This window comes from Burkholderia sp. NFPP32 (genome assembly GCF_900119325.1).
GTDB lineage: Bacteria > Pseudomonadota > Gammaproteobacteria > Burkholderiales > Burkholderiaceae > Burkholderia > Burkholderia pyrrocinia_C.
Map to the genome: position 1 here is coordinate 117093 of NZ_FPJP01000008.1, position 22215 is coordinate 139307.

At 68.4% G+C, this 22215-nt stretch carries 17 protein-coding genes and 1 riboswitch; of the genes, 13 read left to right on the forward strand and 4 right to left on the reverse strand.

Annotation, left to right across the window (positions count from 1 at the left end; all coding sequences use genetic code 11):
- Window positions 1-61 precede the first annotated feature (61 nt).
- The 9 genes from BT264_RS17670 (at window position 62) to BT264_RS17715 (ending at window position 12506) form a co-directional block, all read left to right on the forward strand.
- Window positions 62-1645 (forward strand): Na+/H+ antiporter, encoded by a 1584-nt coding sequence (locus BT264_RS17670; RefSeq protein ID WP_072439287.1) that lies wholly within the window; start codon window positions 62-64, stop codon window positions 1643-1645.
- Between the two features lie 476 nt (window positions 1646-2121).
- On the forward strand, window positions 2122-3255 hold the full coding sequence (locus tag BT264_RS17675; RefSeq protein ID WP_072439289.1) for a hybrid sensor histidine kinase/response regulator: 1134 nt from the start codon (window positions 2122-2124) through the stop codon (window positions 3253-3255).
- Window positions 3256-3381: 126 nt separating this feature from the next.
- A complete protein-coding gene (locus BT264_RS17685; RefSeq protein WP_072439291.1) occupies window positions 3382-5058 on the forward strand; it encodes a methyl-accepting chemotaxis protein in 1677 nt (558 codons plus the stop codon).
- On the forward strand, window positions 5055-5567 hold the full coding sequence (locus BT264_RS17690) for a chemotaxis protein CheW (RefSeq protein ID WP_072439293.1): 513 nt from the start codon (window positions 5055-5057) through the stop codon (window positions 5565-5567). Before BT264_RS17685 ends, BT264_RS17690 begins: the two co-directional genes overlap by 4 nt.
- Window positions 5564-6934, forward strand: a complete 1371-nt coding sequence (locus tag BT264_RS17695) for a CheR family methyltransferase (protein WP_072439295.1) — start codon at window positions 5564-5566, stop codon at window positions 6932-6934. The genes BT264_RS17690 and BT264_RS17695 overlap by 4 nt, the downstream gene beginning before the upstream one ends.
- Window positions 6935-6980: 46 nt before the next feature.
- Window positions 6981-7688: a chemotaxis protein CheW gene (locus tag BT264_RS17700; protein WP_072439297.1), complete on the forward strand. Its 708-nt coding sequence runs from the start codon at window positions 6981-6983 to the stop codon at window positions 7686-7688.
- Complete coding sequence (locus tag BT264_RS17705) at window positions 7685-9979, forward strand: hybrid sensor histidine kinase/response regulator (RefSeq protein ID WP_072467044.1); 2295 nt, start codon at window positions 7685-7687, stop codon at window positions 9977-9979. Before BT264_RS17700 ends, BT264_RS17705 begins: the two co-directional genes overlap by 4 nt.
- Window positions 9976-10995, forward strand: coding sequence for a chemotaxis response regulator protein-glutamate methylesterase (locus BT264_RS17710; protein WP_072439300.1), 1020 nt, complete (start codon window positions 9976-9978; stop codon window positions 10993-10995). The genes BT264_RS17705 and BT264_RS17710 overlap by 4 nt, the downstream gene beginning before the upstream one ends.
- A gap of 87 nt (window positions 10996-11082) precedes the next feature.
- Window positions 11083-11185, forward strand: a riboswitch (Fluoride riboswitch).
- Between the two features lie 79 nt (window positions 11186-11264).
- Entirely contained in the window at window positions 11265-12506 is a 1242-nt protein-coding gene (locus BT264_RS17715) for a voltage-gated chloride channel family protein (protein WP_072439302.1), read from the forward strand.
- 81 nt (window positions 12507-12587) lie between these two features.
- Here the strand turns inward: BT264_RS17715 and BT264_RS17720 are convergent, their stop codons facing one another.
- Both BT264_RS17720 and BT264_RS17725 read right to left on the reverse strand, forming a co-directional pair.
- Window positions 12588-13301 (reverse strand): riboflavin synthase subunit alpha, encoded by a 714-nt coding sequence (locus BT264_RS17720; RefSeq protein ID WP_072439305.1) that lies wholly within the window; start codon window positions 13299-13301, stop codon window positions 12588-12590.
- A 214-nt stretch (window positions 13302-13515) separates the two neighbouring features.
- Window positions 13516-15378 carry an ABC transporter ATP-binding protein gene (locus tag BT264_RS17725; RefSeq protein WP_072439306.1) on the reverse strand — a complete coding sequence of 621 codons (1863 nt, stop codon included), beginning with the start codon at window positions 15376-15378 and terminating at the stop codon, window positions 13516-13518.
- 536 nt (window positions 15379-15914) lie between these two features.
- On the opposite strand from BT264_RS17725, the gene BT264_RS17735 reads away from it, so the two are divergent.
- Entirely contained in the window at window positions 15915-16796 is an 882-nt protein-coding gene (locus BT264_RS17735) for a Dyp-type peroxidase (RefSeq protein ID WP_072439308.1), read from the forward strand.
- A gap of 104 nt (window positions 16797-16900) precedes the next feature.
- Here the strand turns inward: BT264_RS17735 and BT264_RS17740 are convergent, their stop codons facing one another.
- Together BT264_RS17740 and BT264_RS17745 are read right to left on the reverse strand one after the other, a co-directional pair.
- Window positions 16901-17302 carry an OsmC family protein gene (locus BT264_RS17740; RefSeq protein ID WP_072439310.1) on the reverse strand — a complete coding sequence of 134 codons (402 nt, stop codon included), beginning with the start codon at window positions 17300-17302 and terminating at the stop codon, window positions 16901-16903.
- 98 nt (window positions 17303-17400) lie between these two features.
- Complete coding sequence (locus BT264_RS17745; protein WP_072439312.1) at window positions 17401-18324, reverse strand: LysR family transcriptional regulator; 924 nt, start codon at window positions 18322-18324, stop codon at window positions 17401-17403.
- Window positions 18325-18821: 497 nt separating this feature from the next.
- On the opposite strand from BT264_RS17745, the gene BT264_RS17750 reads away from it, so the two are divergent.
- The 3 genes from BT264_RS17750 (at window position 18822) to BT264_RS17760 (ending at window position 21823) form a co-directional block, all read left to right on the forward strand.
- On the forward strand, window positions 18822-19886 hold the full coding sequence (locus BT264_RS17750) for a helix-turn-helix domain-containing protein (RefSeq protein WP_083534082.1): 1065 nt from the start codon (window positions 18822-18824) through the stop codon (window positions 19884-19886).
- On the forward strand, window positions 19835-21151 hold the full coding sequence (locus BT264_RS17755; RefSeq protein ID WP_072439316.1) for an Nramp family divalent metal transporter: 1317 nt from the start codon (window positions 19835-19837) through the stop codon (window positions 21149-21151). The genes BT264_RS17750 and BT264_RS17755 overlap by 52 nt, the downstream gene beginning before the upstream one ends.
- Window positions 21152-21232: 81 nt before the next feature.
- The gene (locus BT264_RS17760) at window positions 21233-21823 is read left to right on the forward strand and encodes a phosphatase PAP2 family protein (protein ID WP_072439318.1); all 591 of its coding nucleotides are present in this window, start codon (window positions 21233-21235) and stop codon (window positions 21821-21823) included.
- Window positions 21824-22215: the final 392 nt, after the last annotated feature.

A 22215-nucleotide genomic window follows, 5' to 3' on the forward strand; every position in this document is an offset into this window, starting at 1 on the left:
CAAACTGCCGACCGGGGTACGACGCCGGAAAGCGCGAATTCATTCTTCACGAGGTCGATTCATGTCTCCCGTCTCGGCATTCAAGCTGGTTCTGTTGTCATTCCTGGCGATCGTCGCACTCGAATGCATCGCCAAGCGGCTGCGGCTGCCGCCCGCGGCCGCGCTGCTGATCGGCGGCATCGGCATCGCGTTCATCCCCGGCCTGCCGCCGATCAACCTCGATCCCGAACTGGTGCTGCTGGTGTTCCTGCCGCCGCTGCTGATGGACGGCGCGTACTTCTCCGTGTGGGAGGAGTTCAAGCGCAACGTCGGCGGCATCCTGCTGCTCGCGATCGGCGCGGTCGTGTTCACGACGTTCGCGGTCGGCTTTGCCGTGCACTGGGTCGCGCCGGCGCTGCCGTGGGCTGCCTGCTTCGCGCTCGGCGCGATCGTGTCGCCGCCCGACGCGGTTGCCGCGAAGGCCGTGCTCGAACGTGTCGCGCTGCCGCGCCGGCTGATGGTGCTGCTCGAAGGCGAGAGCCTGCTGAACGACGCGGCCGGCCTCGTGCTGTTCCGCTTTGCGGTTGCTGCCGCGCTGACCGGCGCGTTCAGCCTCGAGCACGCGGTCGTGCGCTTCGCGGAGCTCGGGCTCGGCGGCGTGGTGGTCGGCTTCGTGGTCGGCAGGCTCGTCGTGTGGTTCCTGAAGCTGCTTGACGACGACTATCTCGTGATCACCGTCGCGGTGATCGCCGGCTGGATCGCGTACATCGCGGGCGAAATGGTCGAGGTATCGGGCGTGATCGCGACCGTCACGGCCGGCATGATCATCGGCTGGCATCAGCACGAGGTGTTCTCGGCGGCGGTGCGCACGCGCGGCACCGCGTTCTGGCAGGTCATCGTGTTCCTGCTCGAGGCGATGGTGTTCGTGCTGATCGGGCTGTCGCTGCGCGGCGCGATGCACCGGCTCGGCGGCTTCGAGCAGGTGCTCGCCACGATGGTGCCGCCCGTGCTCGCGGTACTGGCGGTGGTGATCGTGTCGCGCTTCGTGTGGATCTACGCGGTCGAGGCGCTGAAGTGGCCGGTGCGCGGCATCGCGCGGCGCGGCGACGCGCCCGACTGGAAGGCCGCGACGATCATGAGCTGGGCCGGGATGCGCGGTGTCGTCACGCTGGCGATCGCGCTGTCGCTGCCCGAGGCGATGCCCGGCCGCGACGTGATCCTGGTCGCGTCGTTCGCGGTGATCCTCGTCACGGTGCTGCTGCAGGGTACGACGATCGGGCCGCTGATCCGGCTGCTGCGCCTGCCGCAACGCGAAGAGCGCGCCGCGCATCACCTGACCGAGCCGCAGACGTGGGCGTACGTCGAGGCCGCGCAACTCGCGGCGATCCAGCCGCTCGTACGCGACGAGAACGGCGCGGTGATCCATCCGCGCCTGCTCGAGCAATACACGTATCGCGCGGAACTGACCGAGCGGACGAAGAACGAACCCGCGTATCCGGCGGAAGTGCGCACCGCGCACTACGACGTGGTGCTGGCCGCGATCAAGGCCGGGCGCGCGGAACTGTTGCGCCTGCATCGTTCGGGCCGCATCCACGACGAGATGCTGCACATGCTCGAACGCGATCTCGACCTGCAGGAAGTGTCCGCGCAGCACGCGCGCGGGTAGGCGGGCCGCACCGCCGTCACGCGGGCCGGCTCCCTGCCGGCCCGATGCGCGTACGGGACGATCCCCGCCCGGCGCGCCGCTTTTTTTCTCCCTTCCTCAAGCCGATTCGATGCATTTGCATCAGGCCCCAATACGTGCCGCGATCGAGCCTTGCAGCGCATGCAAACCTCGCTTCGTCGGGCTCGCAAACGTTATCGTCTTTCGAATCCGGAAATGATCAGATTTATCTGATTGCGGCTCTTTCCGCATATTTGGCAAAACTAAACCGGAAGGAGATAGATGCTGTGTTCTAATTTCATTTAGAATCAGCCGGTTATGTTTATTGAGAGAAAGAATGCGGAGGTAATGCGGTCGTCGACGGGGAAAATCGATGCCCGAACCCCCGCAAGGCAGTGCCGACAGGCCAAATCGGCAGAATCAGGCGGGTTTATCAACCGCCAATATAAGATAGTGTCCAAGTCGGATAAACAACTCCTATGAATGAATCGATTGGAGATTCGGCGTTTGAAACTGTGTTTATGAAAGAATCGAGCAGTGATAATGCCCCGGATTGTCTTGAATCGGGGCTTTCGGTCCTTCTGGTCGACGATCAACCGTTCGTCGGCGAGGTGATCCGCCGCGCGCTGCGCAGCGAACACGACATCGACCTGCACGTGTGCACTGACGCGCACCGGGCGCTGTCGGTCGCGCGAGACGTGAAGCCGACCGTCATCCTGCAGGATCTCGTGATGCCGGAGATCGACGGCCTCGATCTCGTTCGCGCGTGGCGCGCGGACGCCGGCACCGCACGGGTGCCGATCATCGTGCTGTCCGCGAAGGAGGAGCCGATCGTCAAGCGCGAGGCGTTCATCGCCGGCGCGAACGACTATCTGGTGAAGCTCCCCGACGCGATGGAACTGACCGCGCGCATCCGCTATCACTCGAATTCGTATCTGATGTCGCGGCAGCGCGACGAGGCGCTCGATTTCCTGTCGCACGACATGCGTTCGCCGCAGACGTCGATCCTCGCGCTGCTCGACGTCTACCGGACCGAACACGGCGACATGCCGGCGATCATGGAGCGCATCGCCGGCCATGCGCGGCGCGCGCTCGCGCTCGCCGACGGTTTCATCCACCTGACCCGCGCACAGTCCGAGCGCCGCGCGCACGAGGTCGTGAGTCTCAACGAGATCGTGCTCGATGCCGTCGACCAGCTTTGGGAGAAGGCGGCCGGGTGCGGCAGCCGGGTCGTCGCGCACGTGCCCGATACCGAGTGCGTGACGATGGGCGACCGCATGATGCTCACGCGCGCGGTCGCGAACCTGATCGACAACGGGCTGAAGTACGGCCCGGCCGGCACGGACGTGCACTGCACGCTGAGCGGCGAGGACGGCGCCTGGCTGATCGGCGTCGAGGATACCGGCGCCGGCATCGCACCGGGGCAGCGCACGGCCGCGACCGAGTCGTTCGTGCAGCTCGAATCCGCGCATGGCGCGGCGCGCGGCGGCTTCGGCCTCGGGCTCGCGTTCGTCCGCGCGACGGCGGCGCGGCATCGCGGCCAGATTTTGATGCGCAATACGGCGCGCGGCTTCATGGTCGCGCTTCGACTGCCGGCGCAAGCGGAGCGGTGATTTCGCGGCGCGGCCCGCCGGCGCCGCGTCGTCCGCCTCCGACCACGAGGCGCTCGTGGCGCGCCGTCCGGCGCGCAGGCGGGCGTGGATTTTTTCAACGCTGATTTTAGAAAGCCCATAACGAACATGGCCACCGTGACGCCCCGCGCGACCAATGAAAGCCTGCATCCGACGATCGGCGCTGCCCGGCTGACGCTCGGCAATCGCATCCTGCTCAGCTTCGGCGTGCTGTTCGTGCTGATGCTGGTGACAGCCGGCGTGTCGTACGAGCGCCTGCGCGCGATCAACAGCGAAGCCGTCAGCATCGAGCGCGACTCGCTGCCCGGCGTCTACCTCGCGTCGTCGCTGCGCGGCTCGGTGAACGAATCGTTCATGCTGCTGCAGCAGGCAACGTTCGTCGACACCGATCCCGAAGCCGTGCAGCGCGATCTCGCGAAAATTTCCGACGCGCAGAAGGAAGTCGAGTCGCTGTCGGTCGAATACCAGAACACGACGTTCCGCGACGACGACCGTCAGCGCTTCGCGACGTTTCGCGGCTCCTACGAACGCTACCTGCCGCTGCTGAACGAAGCCGTGCAGAAACACCGCATGTCGCGCGACGAGGCCGTTGCCGCCTACGCGAAGTTGCAGCCCGTGTGGGGCGAGGTCGTGCGCAATGCGAATACGCTGGTACAGGAGAACCGCAAGTTCGCCGACCAGTCCGCGAAGCTGATCCGCGAATCCGTGCAGGATACCGAGGTCGTGCTCGCGACCGCGCTGGCGATCATGCTGCTGTCCGCGCTCGGGCTCGGCTACGTGCTGTACCGTTCGGTCACCGTGCCGATGGCGCGGCTCGTCGAGGTGCACGACGTGATGCGCACCGGCAACCTGACGCGCCGCCTCGACCTGCGCCGCCGCGACGAATTCGGCACGCTCGAGACGGGCTTCAACCGGATGGCCGACGAGCTGACCGAGCTCGTCTCGCGCGCGCAGCAGTCGTCGCTGCAGGTGACGACGTCGGTTGCCGAGATCGCGGCGACGTCGCGCGAGCAGCAGGCGACCGCGAACGAAACCGCGGCGACGACGACCGAGATCGGCGCGACCTCGCGCGAAATCTTCGCGACGTCGCGCGACCTGCTGCGCACGATGAACGAGGTGGCCGGCGTGGCCGAGCAGTCGGCGACGCTTGCGGGCGTGAGCCAGAGCGGGCTCACGCGGATGGGCGAGACGATGCGCAGCGTGATGGACGCGGCCGGTTCGGTGAACGCGAAACTCGCGATCCTCAACGAGAAGGCGCTGAACATCAACCAGGTGGTCGCGACGATCACCAAGGTGGCCGACCAGACCAACCTGCTGTCGCTGAACGCGGCGATCGAGGCCGAGAAGGCCGGCGAATACGGCCGCGGCTTCGCGGTCGTCGCGACCGAGATCCGCCGCCTCGCCGACCAGACGGCCGTCGCGACCTACGACATCGAGCAGACGGTGAAGGAAATCCAGTCGGCCGTGTCGGCGGGCGTGATGGGGATGGACAAGTTCTCCGAGGAAGTGCGTCGCGGGATGCTCGACGTGCAGCAGGTCGGCGGGCAGCTGTCGCAGATCATCGCCGAGGTGCAGACGCTCGCGCCGCGCTTCCAGATGGTCAACGAAGGGATGCAGACGCAGGCGAACGGCGCCGAGCAGATCACGCAGGCGCTGTCGCAGCTGTCGGAAGCCGCGCAGCAGACCGCCGAGTCGCTGCGCCAGTCGTCGCAGGCGATCGACGACCTGACGCTCGTCGCGAACCAGTTGCGCACCAGCGTGTCGCGCTTCAAGGTCGACGCGTGACGCGCGCCGACCTGCAGAGCGGCGCACACGCGCTGTTCCTGATGTTCGAGCTCGACGGCGAGCGCTATGCGCTCGACGCGGCCGGCATCGAAGAGGTGCTGCCGCTCGCGATCACGAATGCCGTGCCCGGCGCACCGGAATGGATCGCCGGGCTGCTGATGCGCGGCGGCCAGCCGGTGCCGGTGATCGACGTGCCGATGCTCGCGCTCGGGCGGCGTGCGCATGCGCTGCGCTCGACGCGGCTCGTGATGGTGCGCTATCGCGCGGGCCACGCGGACGGCGAGCGCGTGATCGGCCTGATCGTCGAGCGCGCGACGCAGACGATGCGGATCGATCGCGCGGCGTTCCGCGCGAGCGGCATCTCGACCGCGCGTACGCGCTGGCTCGGGCTCGTCGCGAACACGCCCGACGGCGTCGTGCAGCAGGTGTCGGTAGCCGACCTGATCGACGACGTAGCACGCCTGTATCTGTTCGACGGCCTGCCGGGCCACGGGAAGGAGTCCGCATGAAAGAGTCCGAATCGCGATTTCGCGGCTGGCTGCTGCGCGAGACCGGCATCGACCCCGATTCGCTCGGCAACGATTTTCTGATCCGTGCGCTGACGGAGCGCGTGCACGCGTTGCAGGCGGACGGCGAGCGCCTGCCGTCGGCGGCGCGGCCGCCCGTGACGCAGGACGCGCTCGATGCGTACTGGCAGCAGCTCAACGCGTCGGCCGACGAGCGGCGTGCGCTGATCGAGCTGTTCGTCGTGCCCGAGACGTGGTTCTTCCGCGACCGCGAGGCCTTCGCGACGCTTGCGCGGTTCGCGGCCGAACGGCTCGCCGCGACGCCCGGCCGCGTGATCCGCGTGCTGAGCGCGCCGTGCTCGACGGGCGAGGAGCCGTATTCGGCGGCGATGGCGCTGCTCGACGCGGGGCTCGGACCGGCCAGCTTCACGATCGACGCGATCGACCTCAGCGCACGCGCGATCGAGCAGGCGCGGCTCGGCTGTTACGGGCGCAACGCGTTTCGCGGCACCGCGACGGAATTTCGCGCGCGCTACTTCACGCCGGCCGCCGACGGCTGGTTGCTCGACGAGCGCGTGCGCGCGTGCGTGCAGTTCCGTCACGCGAACCTCGTCGAACCGATCGCCGATACGGGCTTTCGCTACGATTTCGTGTTCTGCCGCAACGTGCTGATCTACTTCGACCGCGACGCGCAGGATCGCGTGATCCGCTCGCTCGACGCGTGCCTCGCCGACGACGGCATGCTGTTCGTCGGGCCGGCCGAAACGGGCGTCGCGATGCGGCACGGGATGCGCTCGGCGCGCGTGCCGCTCGCGTTCGCATTTCATCGCGAGTCTGCCGGTGCGGCGCCGCTGTCCGCGGTGGCGGCGGTCCGGCGCACGGAGCGCTTTACCGTTGCGCCGCTCGTGGCGACGCGCCCGGTGCTGGCCGTCGCGCCGCCGGCCTGGCTCGGCGGCAGGCTGCAGCCGTTCGCGGCGCCGGCGCCCGCCGTGCGCACGGTCGCGCTCGATGCACGGGCCGACCGGCGGGTGGCGACGGTCGAAGCGGCCGCGCCGGTCGCCGACGACGTCGCGCCGACGCTCGAGGAGGCGCAGGCGCTCGCGAACGCCGGCGCGTTCGACGAGGCCGAACGCGTGCTCGCGCAGTTCTCGGCGCGCGTCGGGCCGCATGCCGACGCGTTCTACCTGAACGGGCTGATCGCGGATGCGCGCGGGCGCGCGGCGGAAGCCGGCGACTTCTACCGGAAGGCGCTGTACCTGCGGCCCACGCACCACGAGGCGCTGACCCATCTCGCGACGCTGCTCGACGTCGGCGGCGATCGCGCGGGCGCGCAATGGCTGCTCGAGCGCGCACGGCGCTCGGCCGGCTGACACGAATACGCGATCGGGACCGACACCGCGATGACCAGAGGAATCCATGAACCGCGCCGCCGCTGCCACTGACGACACGACGATCGACGTCGACGATTGCTGGAACCGGATCGGCACGCACGGCGACCGCTCGTGCGAGCGGCTGGCCGACTGCCAGCGCTGCCTGAACTGCCCGGTCTACGCGTATCACGCGGCGAAGCTGCTCGAGCGTCCGCTCGGCGACGCCGAGATGGCCGACGCGACACGCCGGATGAGCGCGTTCCGCGCGACGAGCGTGCGCGACGACGACGGCGATACGCGCCACGCGGCGCTGGCGTTTCGCGTGGCCGACGAATGGCTCGCGCTGCCGATCGGCGTGCTGCGCGAGATCGCCGGCACGCGCCCGATCCATTCGCTGCCGCATCGCCGCAATTCGGCCGTGCGCGGCGTGGTCAACATCCGCGGCACGCTGCGCATCGCGATCTCGATCGGCGCGCTGCTCGGCCTCGACGCAGGCAAGGGCGGCAACGGCGGTGGCGACGGCCGTTTCACGCGGCTGCTGGTGGCCGCGCACCAGGGCGAACCGGTCGTGTTTCCGGTCGACGAAGTCGAAGGCGTGCTGCGCTTCGGCGCATCCGACTGGGTGCCCGTGCCGGCAACGGTCGGGCGCGCGAGCGCCGGCCTGTCGCGCGGCGTGCTGTCGTGGCGCGGCAAGTCGGTGGGCCTGCTCGACGACGATCGCCTGTTCGACGCCGTGACACGGAGCATGCGATGAGCGGCGACGACGACCTGAGCCACCTGTCGCTCCTCGAGCTGTATCGCGAGGAGACGCGTACGCAGACCCAGGCGCTGTCCGAGCGGCTGCTCGCGCTCGAATCGGGCGAACCCGATTCCGTCGCGCTCGAGGCGTGCATGCGTGCCGCGCATTCGCTGAAGGGCGCCGCGCGCATCGTCGGCGTGCCGCTCGGCGTCGACATCGCGGGGCGGATGGAAGAATGCTTCGTCGCCGCGCAGGCCGGCACGATCGCGCTGACGGCCACGCACGTCGACGTGCTGCTCGCCGGCGTCGACCTGCTGGTGCGCGTCGGCGATCCGCAGGGGCCGCCCGTGTCGCCGACCGAGATCGACGTGTTCGCGGCGGCGCTGACGGGCGCCGATGCCGCGCAGACGATACAGGCGGTCGTCGTGCCGCCGTCGGCCGTGCCGTATCGCGAGCACGACGGCGCCGCGAACGAGTCCGTCGGGGCCGGCGCCACGGTGCCGCCGCTCGCGGTGTCGGGCACGGTGCCCGATCCGGTCCAGGCCGGCCGCGTGGCCGGCGCCGGCGCGATGCGCCGCGTGCGCGCCGATACGCTGAACCGGCTGCTGAGCCTGTCCGGCGAATCGCTGGTCGAATCGCGCTGGCTCAAGCCGTTCGCCGAATCGATGCTGCGCGTGAAGCGTGCGCAGCGCGACGCCGCCCGTTCGCTCGATCTGATGTACGAACAGTTCGCCGACGATCTCGACGCGGGCATGCTCGCGTCGATGAACGAAGTGCGGCACATGCTCAATGACCTGCAGCGTTCGCTCGCCGAGCGCATGGACGAATTCGACCGCTTCGAGCGGCGCAGCACGCATATCGCCGAGCAGCTCTACGACGAGGCGCTGCAATGCCGGATGCGGCCGTTCGGCGATGCGACGCGCGCGTATCCGCGCATCGTCCGCGATCTCGCGCGCTCGCTCGGCAAGCAGGTGCGCTTCTCGATCGTCGGCGAGGGCACGCAGGTCGACCGCGACATCCTCGACCTGCTCGACGCGCCGCTCGGCCACCTGCTGCGCAACGCGATCGACCATGGCGTCGAGTCGCCCGACGCGCGGCTCGCGCGCGGCAAGCCGGCCGAGGCGAGCGTGACGCTGGAGGCGCGCCACAGCGCCGGCTCGCTGCTCGTCAGCGTGATCGACGACGGGCCGGGCGTCGACATGGACGCGCTGCGCGCGGCCGTCGTGCGCCAGCGCCTGACCGACGACGAGACGGCCGCGCGGCTGTCCGATCCCGAACTGCTCGAATTCCTGCTGCTGCCGGGCTTCTCGATGCGCGATGCGGTGACCGACGTATCGGGTCGCGGCGTCGGCCTCGACGCGGTGCAGGAGATGGTGCGCGGCGTGCGCGGCGCGGTGCGGATCTTCAACGAGCCGGGCGCGGGCATGCGCTTCGTGCTGCAGTTGCCGCTCACGCTGTCGGTGATCCGCAGCCTGCTCGTCGAAGTCGGCGGCGAACCGTATGCATTCCCGCTTGCGCACGTGCGCCGCACGCTCGAACTCGCGCACGACGACATCGACGTGCTCGAAGGGCAGCCGCATTTCCCGTTCGACGGCCGGCGCGCGGGCCTCGTCGCCGCGCACCAGTTGCTCGATGCGGGCGAACCCGACGGGGCGCGCGGGAGCACGGCGGTCGTGGTCGTCGGTGGCGAGCCCGAGCTGTACGGCGTCGCCGTCGACCGTTTCCTCGGCGAACGGATGCTCGTCGTGCAGCCGCTCGACAGCCGCCTGCACAAGATCCAGAACATCGCGGCCGGCGCGCTGCTCGAGAACGGCGACCCCGTGCTGATCGTCGACGTCGAGGACCTGATCCGCTCGGTCGACAAGCTCGTGCGCGGCGGGCAGCTCGCGCGGCTCAAGCGCGGCCCGCAGTTCGCGCTCGTCGACCGGCGCCGCCGCGTGCTCGTCGTCGACGATTCGCTGACGGTGCGCGAGCTCGAACGCAAGCTGCTGGAAAAGCGCGGCTACGACGTGACCGTTGCGGTCGACGGGATGGACGGCTGGAACGCGGTGCGCAGCGATGCATTCGATCTCGTCGTCACGGATGTCGACATGCCGCGCATGGACGGCATCGAGCTCGTCACGCTGATCAAGGGCGATCCGATGCTCAAGCGCGTGCCGGTGATGATCGTGTCGTACAAGGATCGCGACGAGGATCGCCGCCGCGGGCTCGATGCCGGCGCCGACTACTACCTCGCGAAGAGCAGCTTCCACGACGAGGCGCTGCTCGATGCCGTGCACGACCTGATCGGGGGCGCGCGCGGATGAACATCGGCATCGTCAACGACCTTCCGCTGGCCGTGGAGGCGCTGCGCCGCGTGCTCGCGCTGCGGCCGGACCACCGCGTGCTGTGGGTGGCGACCGACGGCGACGAGGCCGTGGATTTCTGCATCGCCCATCCGCCCGATCTCGTGCTGATGGATCTCGTGATGCCGAAGGTCGACGGCGTGGCGGCGACGCGGCAGATCATGGCGCGCGCGCCGTGCGCGATCCTGATCGTGACGGTCAGCGTCAGCGCGAACACGTCGTCGGTCTACGAGGCGATGGGCGCGGGCGCGCTCGACGCGGTCGACACGCCGACGCTTGCGCTGGGGCTGTCGACCGACGCATCGCCGCAGGCGCTGCTCGGGAAGATCGACCAGATCGGCCGGCTGCTCGAAAGCCGCACCGCGGCGCTCGTGCCGCCGGGGCCGACGCCCGCGCGCGGCCAGCCGGCGCTCGTCGCGATCGGCGCGTCGGCGGGCGGGCCGACCGCGCTCACCGCGCTGCTGCGCGCGCTGCCGGCCGATTTCCCGGCTGCGATCGTGATCGTCCAGCACGTCGACCAGGCGTTCGCGCTCGGGATGGCCGAATGGCTCGACGGCTATACGCGGCTGCCCGTGCGCGTCGCGCGGCAGGGCAGCGTGCCGCAGGCGGGCGAGGTGCTGCTCGCGGCGACCGACGATCACCTGACCCTGTCGCCGCGCGGGGTGCTCGGCTATACGCGGCATCCGGTGGAGACGCCGTACCGGCCGTCGATCGACGTGTTCTTCAACAGCGTTGCCGACGGCTGGCAGGGAGAGGCGCTCGGCGTGCTGCTGACGGGCATGGGGCGCGATGGCGCGCTGGGCCTGAAGGCGATGCGCGCGAAAGGCTGCTACACGATCGCGCAGGACGAGGCGACAAGCGCCGTCTACGGGATGCCGAAGGCGGCCGCTGCGATCGGTGCGGCATCGGCGATCCTGCCGCTCGAGCGGATCGCGCCGCAACTGATCTCGCGCATCGCGCGCGCGCCGCGCGACTGACGGCGCGCCGGGGGGGGGGGGGCGACACCGTTTTGGCCCGGTGCGCTGGCGCTGCATTGCGTGCGATGCGCGGCGTCGCGTACAATTGCGGCCTGCGGAGATGGCATGCCTCCCTGCGGTCGTTGCGGCGCGTTGCGCGCGGCGCGGCCCTCAACCGCCGGTTTGCCCGGCTGATGATGCCTGCGTGTTCCTGGGTTGTCAGGAGGTCGCAGGCCGTCCATGCGGTATTCTGCCGCCCAGGTTTTGATGTTCTGTCGAATCTGGAAATCATGTTTTTCACGACTTCTGCCGACCTGCTCGCGACCGTGCGCTACGTGTGCCGCTGGCTCGCGCTTTCGGCCCTGCTCGGCGCGCTGGCCGGCACGGCTTCCGCGCTGTTCCTGATCGCGCTCGACTGGGCGACTGGTACGCGCATGACACATCCGTGGCTGCTGTGGGGGCTGCCGGCCGCCGGTTTCGCGACCGGGTGGATCTATCATCGTTTCGGCCAGTCCGTCGCGCGCGGCAACAACCTGCTGATCGACGAGATTCACGACCCGAAGGCGCTCGTGCCGAAGCGGATGGCGCCGCTGGTGCTCGTCGCGACCGTCGTTACTCACCTGTTCGGCGGCTCGGCCGGCCGCGAGGGCACGGCCGTGCAGATGGGCGGCGCGCTCGCCGATCGCGTCACGCACATGTTCCGCCTCGACCGCGAGCATCGCCGCGTGCTGCTGATGGGCGGCATCGCGGCCGGTTTCGCGTCGGTGTTCGGCACGCCGCTCGCGGGCGCCGTGTTCGGGCTCGAGGTGCTCGCGATCGGGCGCGTGCGGTACGACGCGCTGCTGACCTGCGTTGCGTCGGCGATCGTCGCGGACGTCGTGTGCCGTGCGTGGGGCGTGCATCACACGGCCTATGCGATTCCGTTCGTGCCGGCCGTGTCGGCGACGGGGCTGGCCGTGACGGTCGTCGCGGGCATCGCGTTCGGCGTCGTCGGGCGGCTGTTCGCGTTTGCGACGCATGCGCTGACCGCGTGGTTCCGGCGCGTTGTCCGCTATGCGCCGCTGCAGCCGGTGCTCGGCGGCTTGCTGGTCGCGGCGGCGGCCACCGTGCTGAACGTGCCGCAGTATCTCGGCCTCGGCATTCCGACGATCGAGGCCGCGTTTCACGGGCCGCTGCCGCTCTACGATTTCGCGGGCAAGTTCGCGTTCACCGTCGTCACGCTGGCGTCGGGGTTCAAGGGCGGCGAGGTGACGCCGCTGTTCTACATCGGCGCGACGCTCGGCAACGCGCTCGGCCAGGTGCTGGCGCTGCCGGTGGCCGTGCTCGCGGGGCTCGGCTTCGTCGCGGTGTTCGCGGGTGCGGCCAACACGCCGATCGCGTCGACGATCATGGCGATCGAACTGTTCGGCGCGGATATCGGCGCGTATGCGATCGTCGCGTGCGTCGTCGCGTATCTGTTTTCGGGGCACGCGGGGATTTATCGCGCGCAGCGTGTGGCGGTGGGGAAGGGGGCGCAGGCCGAGGCGGAGTGAGGCGGAACCGTGGATCGAGGTGTTCACCGACGAAAGCCGGTACTCGGTGATCCTGCGGATCACCTGGCACGCTGGATTACGTTACTTCTTCGGCAGCTTCGCGACGTTGCGCGCCAGCAGTTCCTCGATATCGAAGCCTTTTTCCGCCAGCAGCGTCGTGACGATGCCGGTCAATTCGCCGAGCGTTTCCTTGACCGATTCGCGGATCGTATCGACGACGACCTGCGTGCTGCGCTCGATCTCGATGTTGACCTTGTCGTTGACGCCCTTCGCATCGAAGGTCGTCGCGCGTCGCGTTTCCGGAATCAGCCAGATTTCAAACCAGCCTTCGTCTCGATTGACGTCCGAAACCGTGAGGCTGCAGCCGTTGATCGCGATATAGCCCTTCGCGAAAACATATCGTTTGAATTCGGCAGGCACGCCGATGCGAATCATCCGGTTGTGCTCGGACGACGCGATGTGCAGGATGGTCCCCGGGAAATCGACATGGCCGGACAGCGGATGCCCGCCGATTTCCGCGCCGTCCTTCGCGGCCCGCTCCACGTTGATCCGCGCGCCTGGCGCCAGGTCGGCCAGCGTGGTGATCTTCAGGCTCGGCAGCATCACGTCGAAGTCGATCAGCTCCGGCGAATGGATGGTCGTCACCGTCAGGCACACGCCGTCGACGGACACGCTGGCGCCGATCTCGATGTCGTCGGTAAACCGCTCGGGGAATTCGATGCTGAAGGTTCTCAGCTCTCCGTGATCCTTGATGGCCTTGATGACGCCAACGCCCTGGACAATTCCTGTAAACATGATCGATCCCTCGTCGCAAATTTCCTGGTCGACATGATAAGTGATCCCGGAAAAAGCGATGCGGCGGCGCGCGGCTCAGGGCCGGCCGGCGATATTCGCGGACGCGATGCAAAAAAGGCCGTGCACGTGGCACGGCCTCGATCCGCTTCCGGTCGGGTCAACACGGCCCGGCGGTGATCATCCCGCCGCCGGGCCGTATCGCGACACGCTTGCGTCAAGCCTCCGCCGGCTCGCCCAGCGGCCCGGCATTATCGTCCGCCATCCGCCGCGGCGAATCGGCAAGCCCCTTCGCGAGCTCCAGCGCCTGCCGCTCGAACAGCCGGCGGTAGATGCCGCCGTCGATGCGGATCAGCGCGTCGTGGTTGCCTTCCTCGATCACCTTGCCGCGATCGAGCACGAGCAGCCGGTCGAGCGCGCGCACGGTCGACAGCCGGTGCGCGACGACGAGCGTCGTGCGGCCGACCATCAGCCGCTCCATCGCCTGCTGGATCAGCAGCTCGCTTTCGCTGTCGAGGCTCGACGTCGCTTCGTCGAGGATCAGGATCGGCGCATCGGCGAGGAACGCGCGCGCGATCGCGACGCGCTGGCGCTCGCCGCCCGACAGCTTGATCCCGCGTTCGCCGACGAGCGTGTCATAGCCGTCCGGCAGCGCGACGATGAAATCGTGCGCACTGGCGAGACGCGCGGCGCGTTCGATGTCCGCGCGGCTCGCGTCGGGGCGCGCATACGCGATGTTCTCCGCGAGCGTGCGGTGGAACAGCACGGGCTCCTGCTGGACGATCGCGATCTGACTGCGCAGCGAATCCTGCCGCACGCGCGCGATATCCTGCCCGTCGATCGTGATGCGGCCGCCCGACACGTCGTACAGGCGCTGGATCAGCTTGATGAACGTCGTCTTGCCCGACCCCGAGTGGCCGACGAGGCCCACGCGCTCGCCGGGCGCGATCCGCATCGAGAAATCGTCGTACAGCGGCAGCGGATGGTTGCCGTAGCGGAACGTCACGTGCTCGAAGCGGATCTCGCCTTGCCCGATCCGGATGGCAGGCGCGCCGGGGCGATCGTCGATGCCGAGCGGCTGGCGTTCGAGCGCGACGAGTTCTTCCATGTCGTTCACCGAGCGCTGCAGGTTGCGGATGTGCATGCCGACGTCGCGCAGGTAACCCTGCAGCATGAAGAACATCGTCAGCGCGAACGCGATGTCGCCGACGCTCGCCTCGTCGTTCGCCCACAGCCGCAACGCGACGCCGATCATCGCCGCCTGCATCGCGACGAGCATCGCGCCCTGCAGCCCGCCGTTGAACGTGCCGCGCACCCACGTGCGGCGCGTGCGCTGCCGCCACTTGCCGATCACGCGCGCGAGCCGCGCTTCCTCGCGCGTTTCCGCACCGAACGCCTTGACGACCGCGTTGCAGCTCACCGCGTCGGCGAGCGCGCCGCCCATGCGCGTATCCCACAGGTTGCCGAGCCGCGCGGCCGGCGCGACGATGCCGAGCGACACGGCGACCGTCACCGCGATGTACAGCAGCGAGCCCGCGCCGACGACGAGCCCCATCACGGGCCAGTGCGTACCGAGCAGCACGGTCGCGCCGACCAGCATCGCGACCGACGGCAGCAGCGCGATCAGCACGGTGTCGTTCAGCAGGTCGAGCGCCCAGATGCCGCGCGTGATCTTGCGCACGGTCGAACCCGCGAAGCTGTTCGCGTGCCAGTCGGTCGAGAAGCGCTGCACGCGATGGAACGACGCGGCGGCGATCTCGCTCATCATCTTCAGCGTGAGCGTGATGATGTTCAGGTAGACGGCTTGCCGCAGCACCGTCGCGCCGATGCCGAGCGCGGCGAGCGTGCCGAACGCGGCGACGGCCGAATGCCATGCGGCGGCGCGGTCGGTCAGGCCGGTCGACAGCGCGTCGACGAGGCGGCCGGCGAACAGCGGCGTGAGCACGTCGGCGAGCGCGGCGAGCAGCGCGAAGGTCGCGACCGTGGCGATGCGCGCCGGCTGCTTGCGCCAGTAGCGGATGGTGAAGCCGAAGACGGCCTTGAATGCGTGGCCGCCCAGATGGGAGGTTTTTCTGGTCATTTATCATTGCCCGGCGCATCGCGCGACGGGACTTTCCGGTTCGGAGAACGTCGAAAACGCAACAGCCGGAGCCGCGTGGAAAACGCGGGCGGAACGAAACGGGCTGTCGGGAAAAGCGCGGCTGACGGGTTAGCGAAAAACTCGGGAGCCGGCTCGGACGGCGGGCTGGATCAGCTGCGCCGTGGGACCACGTTCGGGAAGGTTGCTGGCATTCGGAACATCTGCACCTCCCCTGAAGTGAACGGTTGAAAGGACGCCGAAAAGACGTTTAAAGATTCTATCAGCAGTGTTCTGCACGCTGCAACGTCTGACGAATGCGGCGTTGCGGCGTCGATACGGTTAGTATTCAGGGTTCCGGCCCTTTCTTTTTAGGGCTTTCCGCGAAGCGGTGGCGCAGGGTGGGCGGCGGGCGCATCGATTACACTTCGGCGTTCGCGGCACGCCACGGTGCGTGCGTCCCGGCGCGGCCCGGCACGACGAGCGGCCGCCCGTTGCGGCCCTCGCAGAATCACCCCCGATACACTCCTGAGGAAACGATGAGCGACGTTCAGCAAGGCATTCTGGCTCCGATCGACACGGCGGCCCGATACCTCACTTTCACGATTTCGAATGACGGCAATGTAGCGGCGGCGCTGGCCGCGCTGCGCGAGATCGTCGATGGACGCGACACGGTCGTCGGTTTCGGACAGGCGCTGGCGGCGCACCTCGGGCGCCCGGTTCCGGGCCTGACCGACTACCCGGCGTTCGTGGTGAAGGACCGCACGCTGCCGGCGACGCCGGCCGACGTGTGGGTCTGGCTGCGCGCCGACGATCGTGGCGAGATCGTGCTGCGCGCGCGGGCGATCGAACGCGTGCTGGCGCCGGCGTTCGCGCTGCAGGACGCCGTCGACGGCTTCCGCTATTCGAACGATCGCGACCTGTCCGGCTACGAGGACGGCACCGAGAACCCGACCGGCGACGACGCGCTCGACGCGGCGATCGTGGCGGGGCAGGGCGCGGGGCTCGACGGTTCGAGCTTCGTCGCGGTCCAGCAGTGGCTGCACGACTTCGACCAGATGGAGCGCATTCCGTCGGGCGACATGGACAACATCATCGGGCGCCGCCGCTCGGACAACGAGGAACTCGACGACGCGCCCGAGTTCGCGCACGTGAAGCGCACCGCGCAGGAAAGCTTCGAGCCGGAGGCGTTCATGCTGCGCCGTTCGTCGCCGTGGTCGGACGCGCGCCGCGCGGGCCTCTACTTCGTTGCGTTCGGCTGCTCGTTTCGCGCGTTCGACGTGCAGATGCGCCGCATGAGCGGCGCGGACGACGGGATCGTCGACGGCCTGTTCCGCTTCACGCGGCCGCTGACAGGCGCGTATTTCTGGTGCCCGCCGATGAAGGACGGCAAGCTGGACCTGTCCGCGCTCGGACTGTAAGCGCCTGGTTGTATCGATGGACGGGCGGGCTGCGCATCGTGCGCGGCCCGCCCGTTTTGTTTTTCAGGCGGTGATGGTGTGCCGCGCGCCGCTCGCCGCGCACGTCACTTCAACGTCGTCTCGATCCGCGTGCCGCGCTTGATGAACTGCGTCACCGGCGTCTTCTCGCAGATCTCGGCGAGGCGCTGGCGTTGCGCGTCGTCGAGCGGGCCGTCGAGCGTCACGACGCGGCGCACGTATTGCACGCCTTCGCGATCGGCATGCAACTCGGTGCGCACGTCGATGCGTGCGGCCGGCCACGACTTGCGCTGCATGACCATGCGCAGCGTCGCGGCCGTGCATTGTGCGAGACCGGCAAGCACGAACTCGTACGGTGCCGGCCCGCGATCCTGGCCGCCTTCGCGCGGCGCCTCGTCGCCGGTCAGCGCGTGCGTGCCGGCCTGCAGCTGGACGACGTAGTCGGGCGCGTCGGCATCGAGGACGGCGGCGGCATGGATGAGCGACATGGCAAGTCTCCGGTAAGCGGGAAAAAGGAAGCGGGCGCCGCATGTCGGCGCGAATCCGTCAGCATACCGTTTCGATCGTAACGGCGTACGCAGCGTGGTTACGCGCCGGCGCTGCCCGCGCTGCTGCGCACGAGCGCGGCGATGCGCTCGCGCACCCACTGGTGCGCGCGATCGGTGTCGCGCGATTCGTGCCAGTACGCGAGCAGCGGGAACGGCTTGAGCCGCAGCGGCAGCGGCCGCACGACGATCGGCAGCAGTGCGGCCATCCGCAGCGCATAGGTGTGCGGCAGCGTGACCAGCAGGTCGCCGGTCGCGGCGATCTGGCATGCGGCGAAATAGTGCTGGCAGGTGAGCCGGATATCGCGGAAGCGCCCGTCGCTGCCGAGCAATACGTCGAGCGATTGCGGTTCGCCGAACGACGACACCGCGATATGCCGCGCCGCGAAATAGTCGCCGCGCCGCAGCGGATCGCGCGCGAGCGGATGATCGCGGCGCAGCGCGACGACGAGCGAATCGTCGAGCAGGTGTTCGGTGGCGATGCGCGGGCTCGTCTGCACGCGACGGTCGACCGCGAGATCGAGATTGCCCGATGCGAGTTCGCGCTCGATGTCGGGCACTGCGATGCGGCGGCTCACGAGCCGCAGGCCCGGCGCTTCGTCGGCGAACGCGGCGACGATCCGCGGCAGCGCGATCGATTCGAGCACGTCGCGAATGCCGACCGCGATGCTCAGGTCGAGCGTCGCGGGATCGAATGCCGATGGATCGCGCACGGTGCCTTGCAGGCCCTTCAAGTGCAACTGCACGTCCGCGATGATCGACCGCGTGCGCTCGGTCGGCACGACGCGGTTGCCCTGGCGCACGAACAGCGGATCGTCGAAATGCGCACGCAGCCGGTTGAGTGAGTGCGTAACCGCGGGCTGCGTGAGATGCAGCGCGCGGGCGGCTGCGCCGATACCGCCGTGCACGTAGACGGCGTCGAGCACGCGAAACAGGTTCAGGTCGAGACGGTGATCGGCGGGCACGGGGCGCGGGCGGCGTGATGAACGGTGGATCGATTCTAAAGGATGAGCAGGCAACGGATGCGCGGGCTTTCATGCGCGGCGATCGACGGCGTTCGATGCATGTCGGGGCCGTTCGGACCGGTACGCGACCGCAGCTTCGTCCGATGCGCAACGCAACACAACGAAACGAAATGCGCACATCGTGACGCACGACGACCGCACCGATCGGCTGTATCGACAGGTGCGATTCCGTGCGGGCATACCATCGACTCGCAACAGCCTGTAGTAATCCGCCATCATGCTGTCCACGTCGGCCATTTCGTGCCAAAGGCGCTACCCGTTCGGCTAAGATGCCGTCGCTTCATATTTCGGGATAGCCGTCCTGTCGCACGCATTCAAACCAAATATAAGCCTGACAGTTCGACGGTATTAGAAGAAGTCGAAACAAGTCGGGGGCTTGGCCAGTGAATGCAGCAGATCAGAGGTGGGTCGTTATCTATTTGAGTACGGGGTTTTCGTTGGCCCAGGCCGCGCGTCTCGGCGAGGCTTTCAACCTGGCGAATCGCCTGCATGCGCTCAGTGCGGATTACCAGTTGAAGTACGTATCCGAAAGCGGGGGACTGTTGCAGTCGTCGTCCGGCGTGAGCATCGCGGCCGATCCGCTCGGCGACGAGCACGGTCGCCGTGCGCTCGCGTTCTTTCATCTTCACGGCGACCGCGCGGCCGTCAACTGGAACGATGCGTTGCAGCGGCGCCTGACCGACATTCGCCGGCACGCGCGCTGGATTGTCGATGCGATGGACCTGCCCGGGCTCGCGGCCACGCAGCGGCCGTCGGCGGCGATCCACGTGTCGCCCGGCAAAGCCGGGCGCCGTGCCGACGCGACGGTCGAACTGCAGGCAGGCGAGACCGACGTGTTCGCGGCCGCGCTCGACATGTTCCGCGCCGATCTCGGCGACAGCGCCGCGCAGGAGATCGCCAGCAACATGCTGCGGCCAGTCGAGCAGCGCTATGCACAGTCGATGTGGGCGTTTCGTGAACTGAGCGCGAGCCCGTCGATCCGGATGTCGGCGCAGCGGCTGCGCGCGTTGAGCGTGAACCGCATATCGATCGCGAACGCCGCACAGGCCGCCGCGATGAGCGAGCGCAATTTCCTGCGGCGCTTCAAGAAGGAGATCGGCGTGACGCCGACCGCGTTCGTCCAGCATGTGCGGCTCGAGCGCGCGTGCCACATGCTGATCCATACGACGCTGCCGGCCGACAAGGTCGCGCGCCGCACGGGGTTCGGCAGCGGCGAGCGGCTCGCGAAGCTGTTTCGCCAGCGCCTGCTGATGTCGCCGACCGAATTTCGCGTCGCCGAGCGGGAAAAGATCCTTGGCCACGATGCCGCGTCGTGCGATGCGGACGACCGACCTGCAGCCGCGTTGTGCGAGGGCGGAGGGGCGAGTTGCGCCGCGTATGCCGGCGTGCAGGAGAAAACGGGACGGATACCCGTAGAATCGTCCTGTCGCGATCTCGATTCCCGGTTTACATGCCCTTCCTCCCCACTACCGCCACCGCCCCTTTCTGCCCGTCGGAAGTAAAGGGCAGCATCACGATCGACGCCGGCGCGCCGCGCTGGCAGAAGCTCAAGCGCTTTTTCGGCCCCGGCCTGCTCGTCGCGATCGGCTACATGGATCCCGGCAACTGGGCGACCGACATCCAGGCCGGCTCGCAGTTCGGCTATTCGCTGCTGTGGGTCGTCGCGTTCTCGAGCCTCGCGGCGATCTTCCTGCAGATGCTCGCGGCGCGGCTCGGCCTCGTCGCGGGCAGGGATCTCGCGCAGGCCAGCTACGAACGCTACGGCCGGTTCGGCCGCATCGTGCAGTGGGTCACCGCCGAGGTGTCGATCATCGCGTGCGACATCGCGGAAGTCCTCGGCTGCGCGCTTGCGTTCAAGCTGCTGCTCGGCGTGCCGCTCGCGTGGGGGATCGTGCTGACCGCGCTCGACACGATGATCGTGCTCGGCCTGCAGGGCAAGGGGTTCCGGCAGATCGAGGCGATCGTGCTCGGGCTGATCGCGACGATGGCGTTCTGCTTCGTCGCGCAGGTCGCGATCACGCCGCCCGACTGGCACGCGGTGGTCGGTGGGCTCGTGCCCGGCGATCCGGGCCACGACCGCAAGGACGCGATCGTGCTCGCGCTCGGCATCGTCGGCGCGACGATCATGCCGCACAACCTGTATCTGCATTCGTCGGTCGTGCAGACGCGGCATGTCGTCGGCGGCGCGCGCGGCGTGGTCCGCGACACGCTCGCGCTGGTGCGCATCGATACCTGCGTGTCGCTGTTCGTCGCGATGCTCGTCAATGCGGCGATCCTGATCGTCGCGGGCGCGGCATTCCATGCGACGGGCCAGCACAACGTGACCGACATCGAGCAGGCCTACAAGCTGATTACGCCGATCGCGGGCGGCGCTGCCGCACTGCTGTTCGGCATCGCGCTGCTCGCGTCGGGGCAAAGCTCGACGCTGACCGGCACGATCGCCGGCCAGGTGATCATGGACGGCTTCCTGCATACGAAGATCCCGTGCTACCAGCGCAGGCTGATCACGCGCGGGCTCGCGCTCGTGCCGGCGCTGATCGGCGTGCTGTGGCTCGGCGACGGGTCGGTCGGGCAACTGCTCGTCTGGAGCCAGGTGCTGCTGAGCTTGCAGCTGCCGTTCGCGATGTGGCCGCTGATCCGGTCGGTCAGCGATCGCGGCGTGATGGGCGAGCACACGATCGGGCGCGGGATGCAGGTCGCCGCGTGGGCGCTGTTCGTCGTCATCACCGGCACGAACCTGCTGCTGATCACCGGTGTCGCGGGCTGATACAGCCTGTCACAGGCTGACACAGACGCGCTGCGCGCATGCGGTAAACTGCGGCCTTTCGATCGTCGTCCGAAGTCCGTTATGTGGAGTGAAATCAGCAACATCGGCGATGCCGCGCTGACCTTGCCGATCGCGCTGGCCTGCGCGGCGTGGCTGGCGCTGACCGACCGGCGCGTCGCCGTGCGCTGGGTCGTACTGCTGGCCGCCGGCATGGGCCTCGTCGGCGCAACCAAGATCCTGTATGCCGGGTGCGGCATCGAGATTCCCCAATTCGATTTCCGCGTGATCAGCGGCCATACGATGCTGTCGACGTCGGTATGGACGGTCGCGCTGTCGATGCTGTGGCAGGCGTTCCGGCCGGGCAAGGCGCCCGGCATTGCGGCCGGGCTGGCCGTCGGCGCGGTTACGGCCGTCGCGCGCGTGTTCGATCACTCGCACACGATTCCGGAAGTCGTCGTCGGCTGGATGCTCGGCGCGCTGGTCGCGCTGATGTTCCTGCGCGGCTACGACGGCGCGCGGCAGCGCGCGTTCTCGCCGCGCATCGCGGCCGTCTGCCTGCTGCTCGTGTCGGGCATCGCTTACGGGAACCGTGCGCCGTTCCAGCAGATGATCGATACGCATTCGCCGCAACTCTGCGCGTTCGTGCGCGCGCCGTCGGGCGACGGATTCTGACGGTTGCCGGTTGCGGCAGCCCGGTGTTTCGGTGTTCCGGTGCCCCGAGGTTGCCGCCGGCGATCGCCCGGTGATTGCGCGATTCCTCTTCCCGATCGTTCCCTGTCTGTCGCGGTACGCATCGTCCGTCATTCCCGGAATCAACGAACCGGCCGGTCCACGGGATCGGCCGTGCCGCTTTGCGCATTGGCGCAGCCGCACGACGGTCATGAGCGGAATCTATGACCGGGCATAACGATTATTCATTTCATCGATTGGCGTCATTCGCGTACGCTGGCTGTCGTTCGACCGCGGCCGGCTGCCCGGCGCGCGTCACGCTCGTCTCGATATACTCGCGGAAACCGTGCGGCACCTTATGAAGCCGACGCGCCGTCGACCGGCATGCGTCGGCC

Bases quoted from the DNA above. Each gene is read 5' to 3' on its own strand.
- BT264_RS17670 (WP_072439287.1), top strand. From the start codon at position 62: ATGTCTCCCGTCTCGGCATTCAAGCTGGTTCTGTTGTCATTCCTGGCG.
- BT264_RS17675 (WP_072439289.1), top strand. From the start codon at position 2,122: ATGAATGAATCGATTGGAGATTCGGCGTTTGAAACTGTGTTTATGAAA.
- BT264_RS17685 (WP_072439291.1), top strand. From the start codon at position 3,382: ATGGCCACCGTGACGCCCCGCGCGACCAATGAAAGCCTGCATCCGACG.
- BT264_RS17695 (WP_072439295.1), top strand. From the start codon at position 5,564: ATGAAAGAGTCCGAATCGCGATTTCGCGGCTGGCTGCTGCGCGAGACC.
- BT264_RS17700 (WP_072439297.1), top strand. From the start codon at position 6,981: ATGAACCGCGCCGCCGCTGCCACTGACGACACGACGATCGACGTCGAC.
- BT264_RS17705 (WP_072467044.1), top strand. From the start codon at position 7,685: ATGAGCGGCGACGACGACCTGAGCCACCTGTCGCTCCTCGAGCTGTAT.
- BT264_RS17710 (WP_072439300.1), top strand. From the start codon at position 9,976: ATGAACATCGGCATCGTCAACGACCTTCCGCTGGCCGTGGAGGCGCTG.
- BT264_RS17715 (WP_072439302.1), top strand. From the start codon at position 11,265: ATGTTTTTCACGACTTCTGCCGACCTGCTCGCGACCGTGCGCTACGTG.
- BT264_RS17720 (WP_072439305.1), bottom strand. From the start codon at position 13,301: ATGTTTACAGGAATTGTCCAGGGCGTTGGCGTCATCAAGGCCATCAAG.
- BT264_RS17725 (WP_072439306.1), bottom strand. From the start codon at position 15,378: ATGACCAGAAAAACCTCCCATCTGGGCGGCCACGCATTCAAGGCCGTC.
- BT264_RS17735 (WP_072439308.1), top strand. From the start codon at position 15,915: ATGAGCGACGTTCAGCAAGGCATTCTGGCTCCGATCGACACGGCGGCC.
- BT264_RS17740 (WP_072439310.1), bottom strand. From the start codon at position 17,302: ATGTCGCTCATCCATGCCGCCGCCGTCCTCGATGCCGACGCGCCCGAC.
- BT264_RS17755 (WP_072439316.1), top strand. From the start codon at position 19,835: ATGCCCTTCCTCCCCACTACCGCCACCGCCCCTTTCTGCCCGTCGGAA.
- BT264_RS17760 (WP_072439318.1), top strand. From the start codon at position 21,233: ATGTGGAGTGAAATCAGCAACATCGGCGATGCCGCGCTGACCTTGCCG.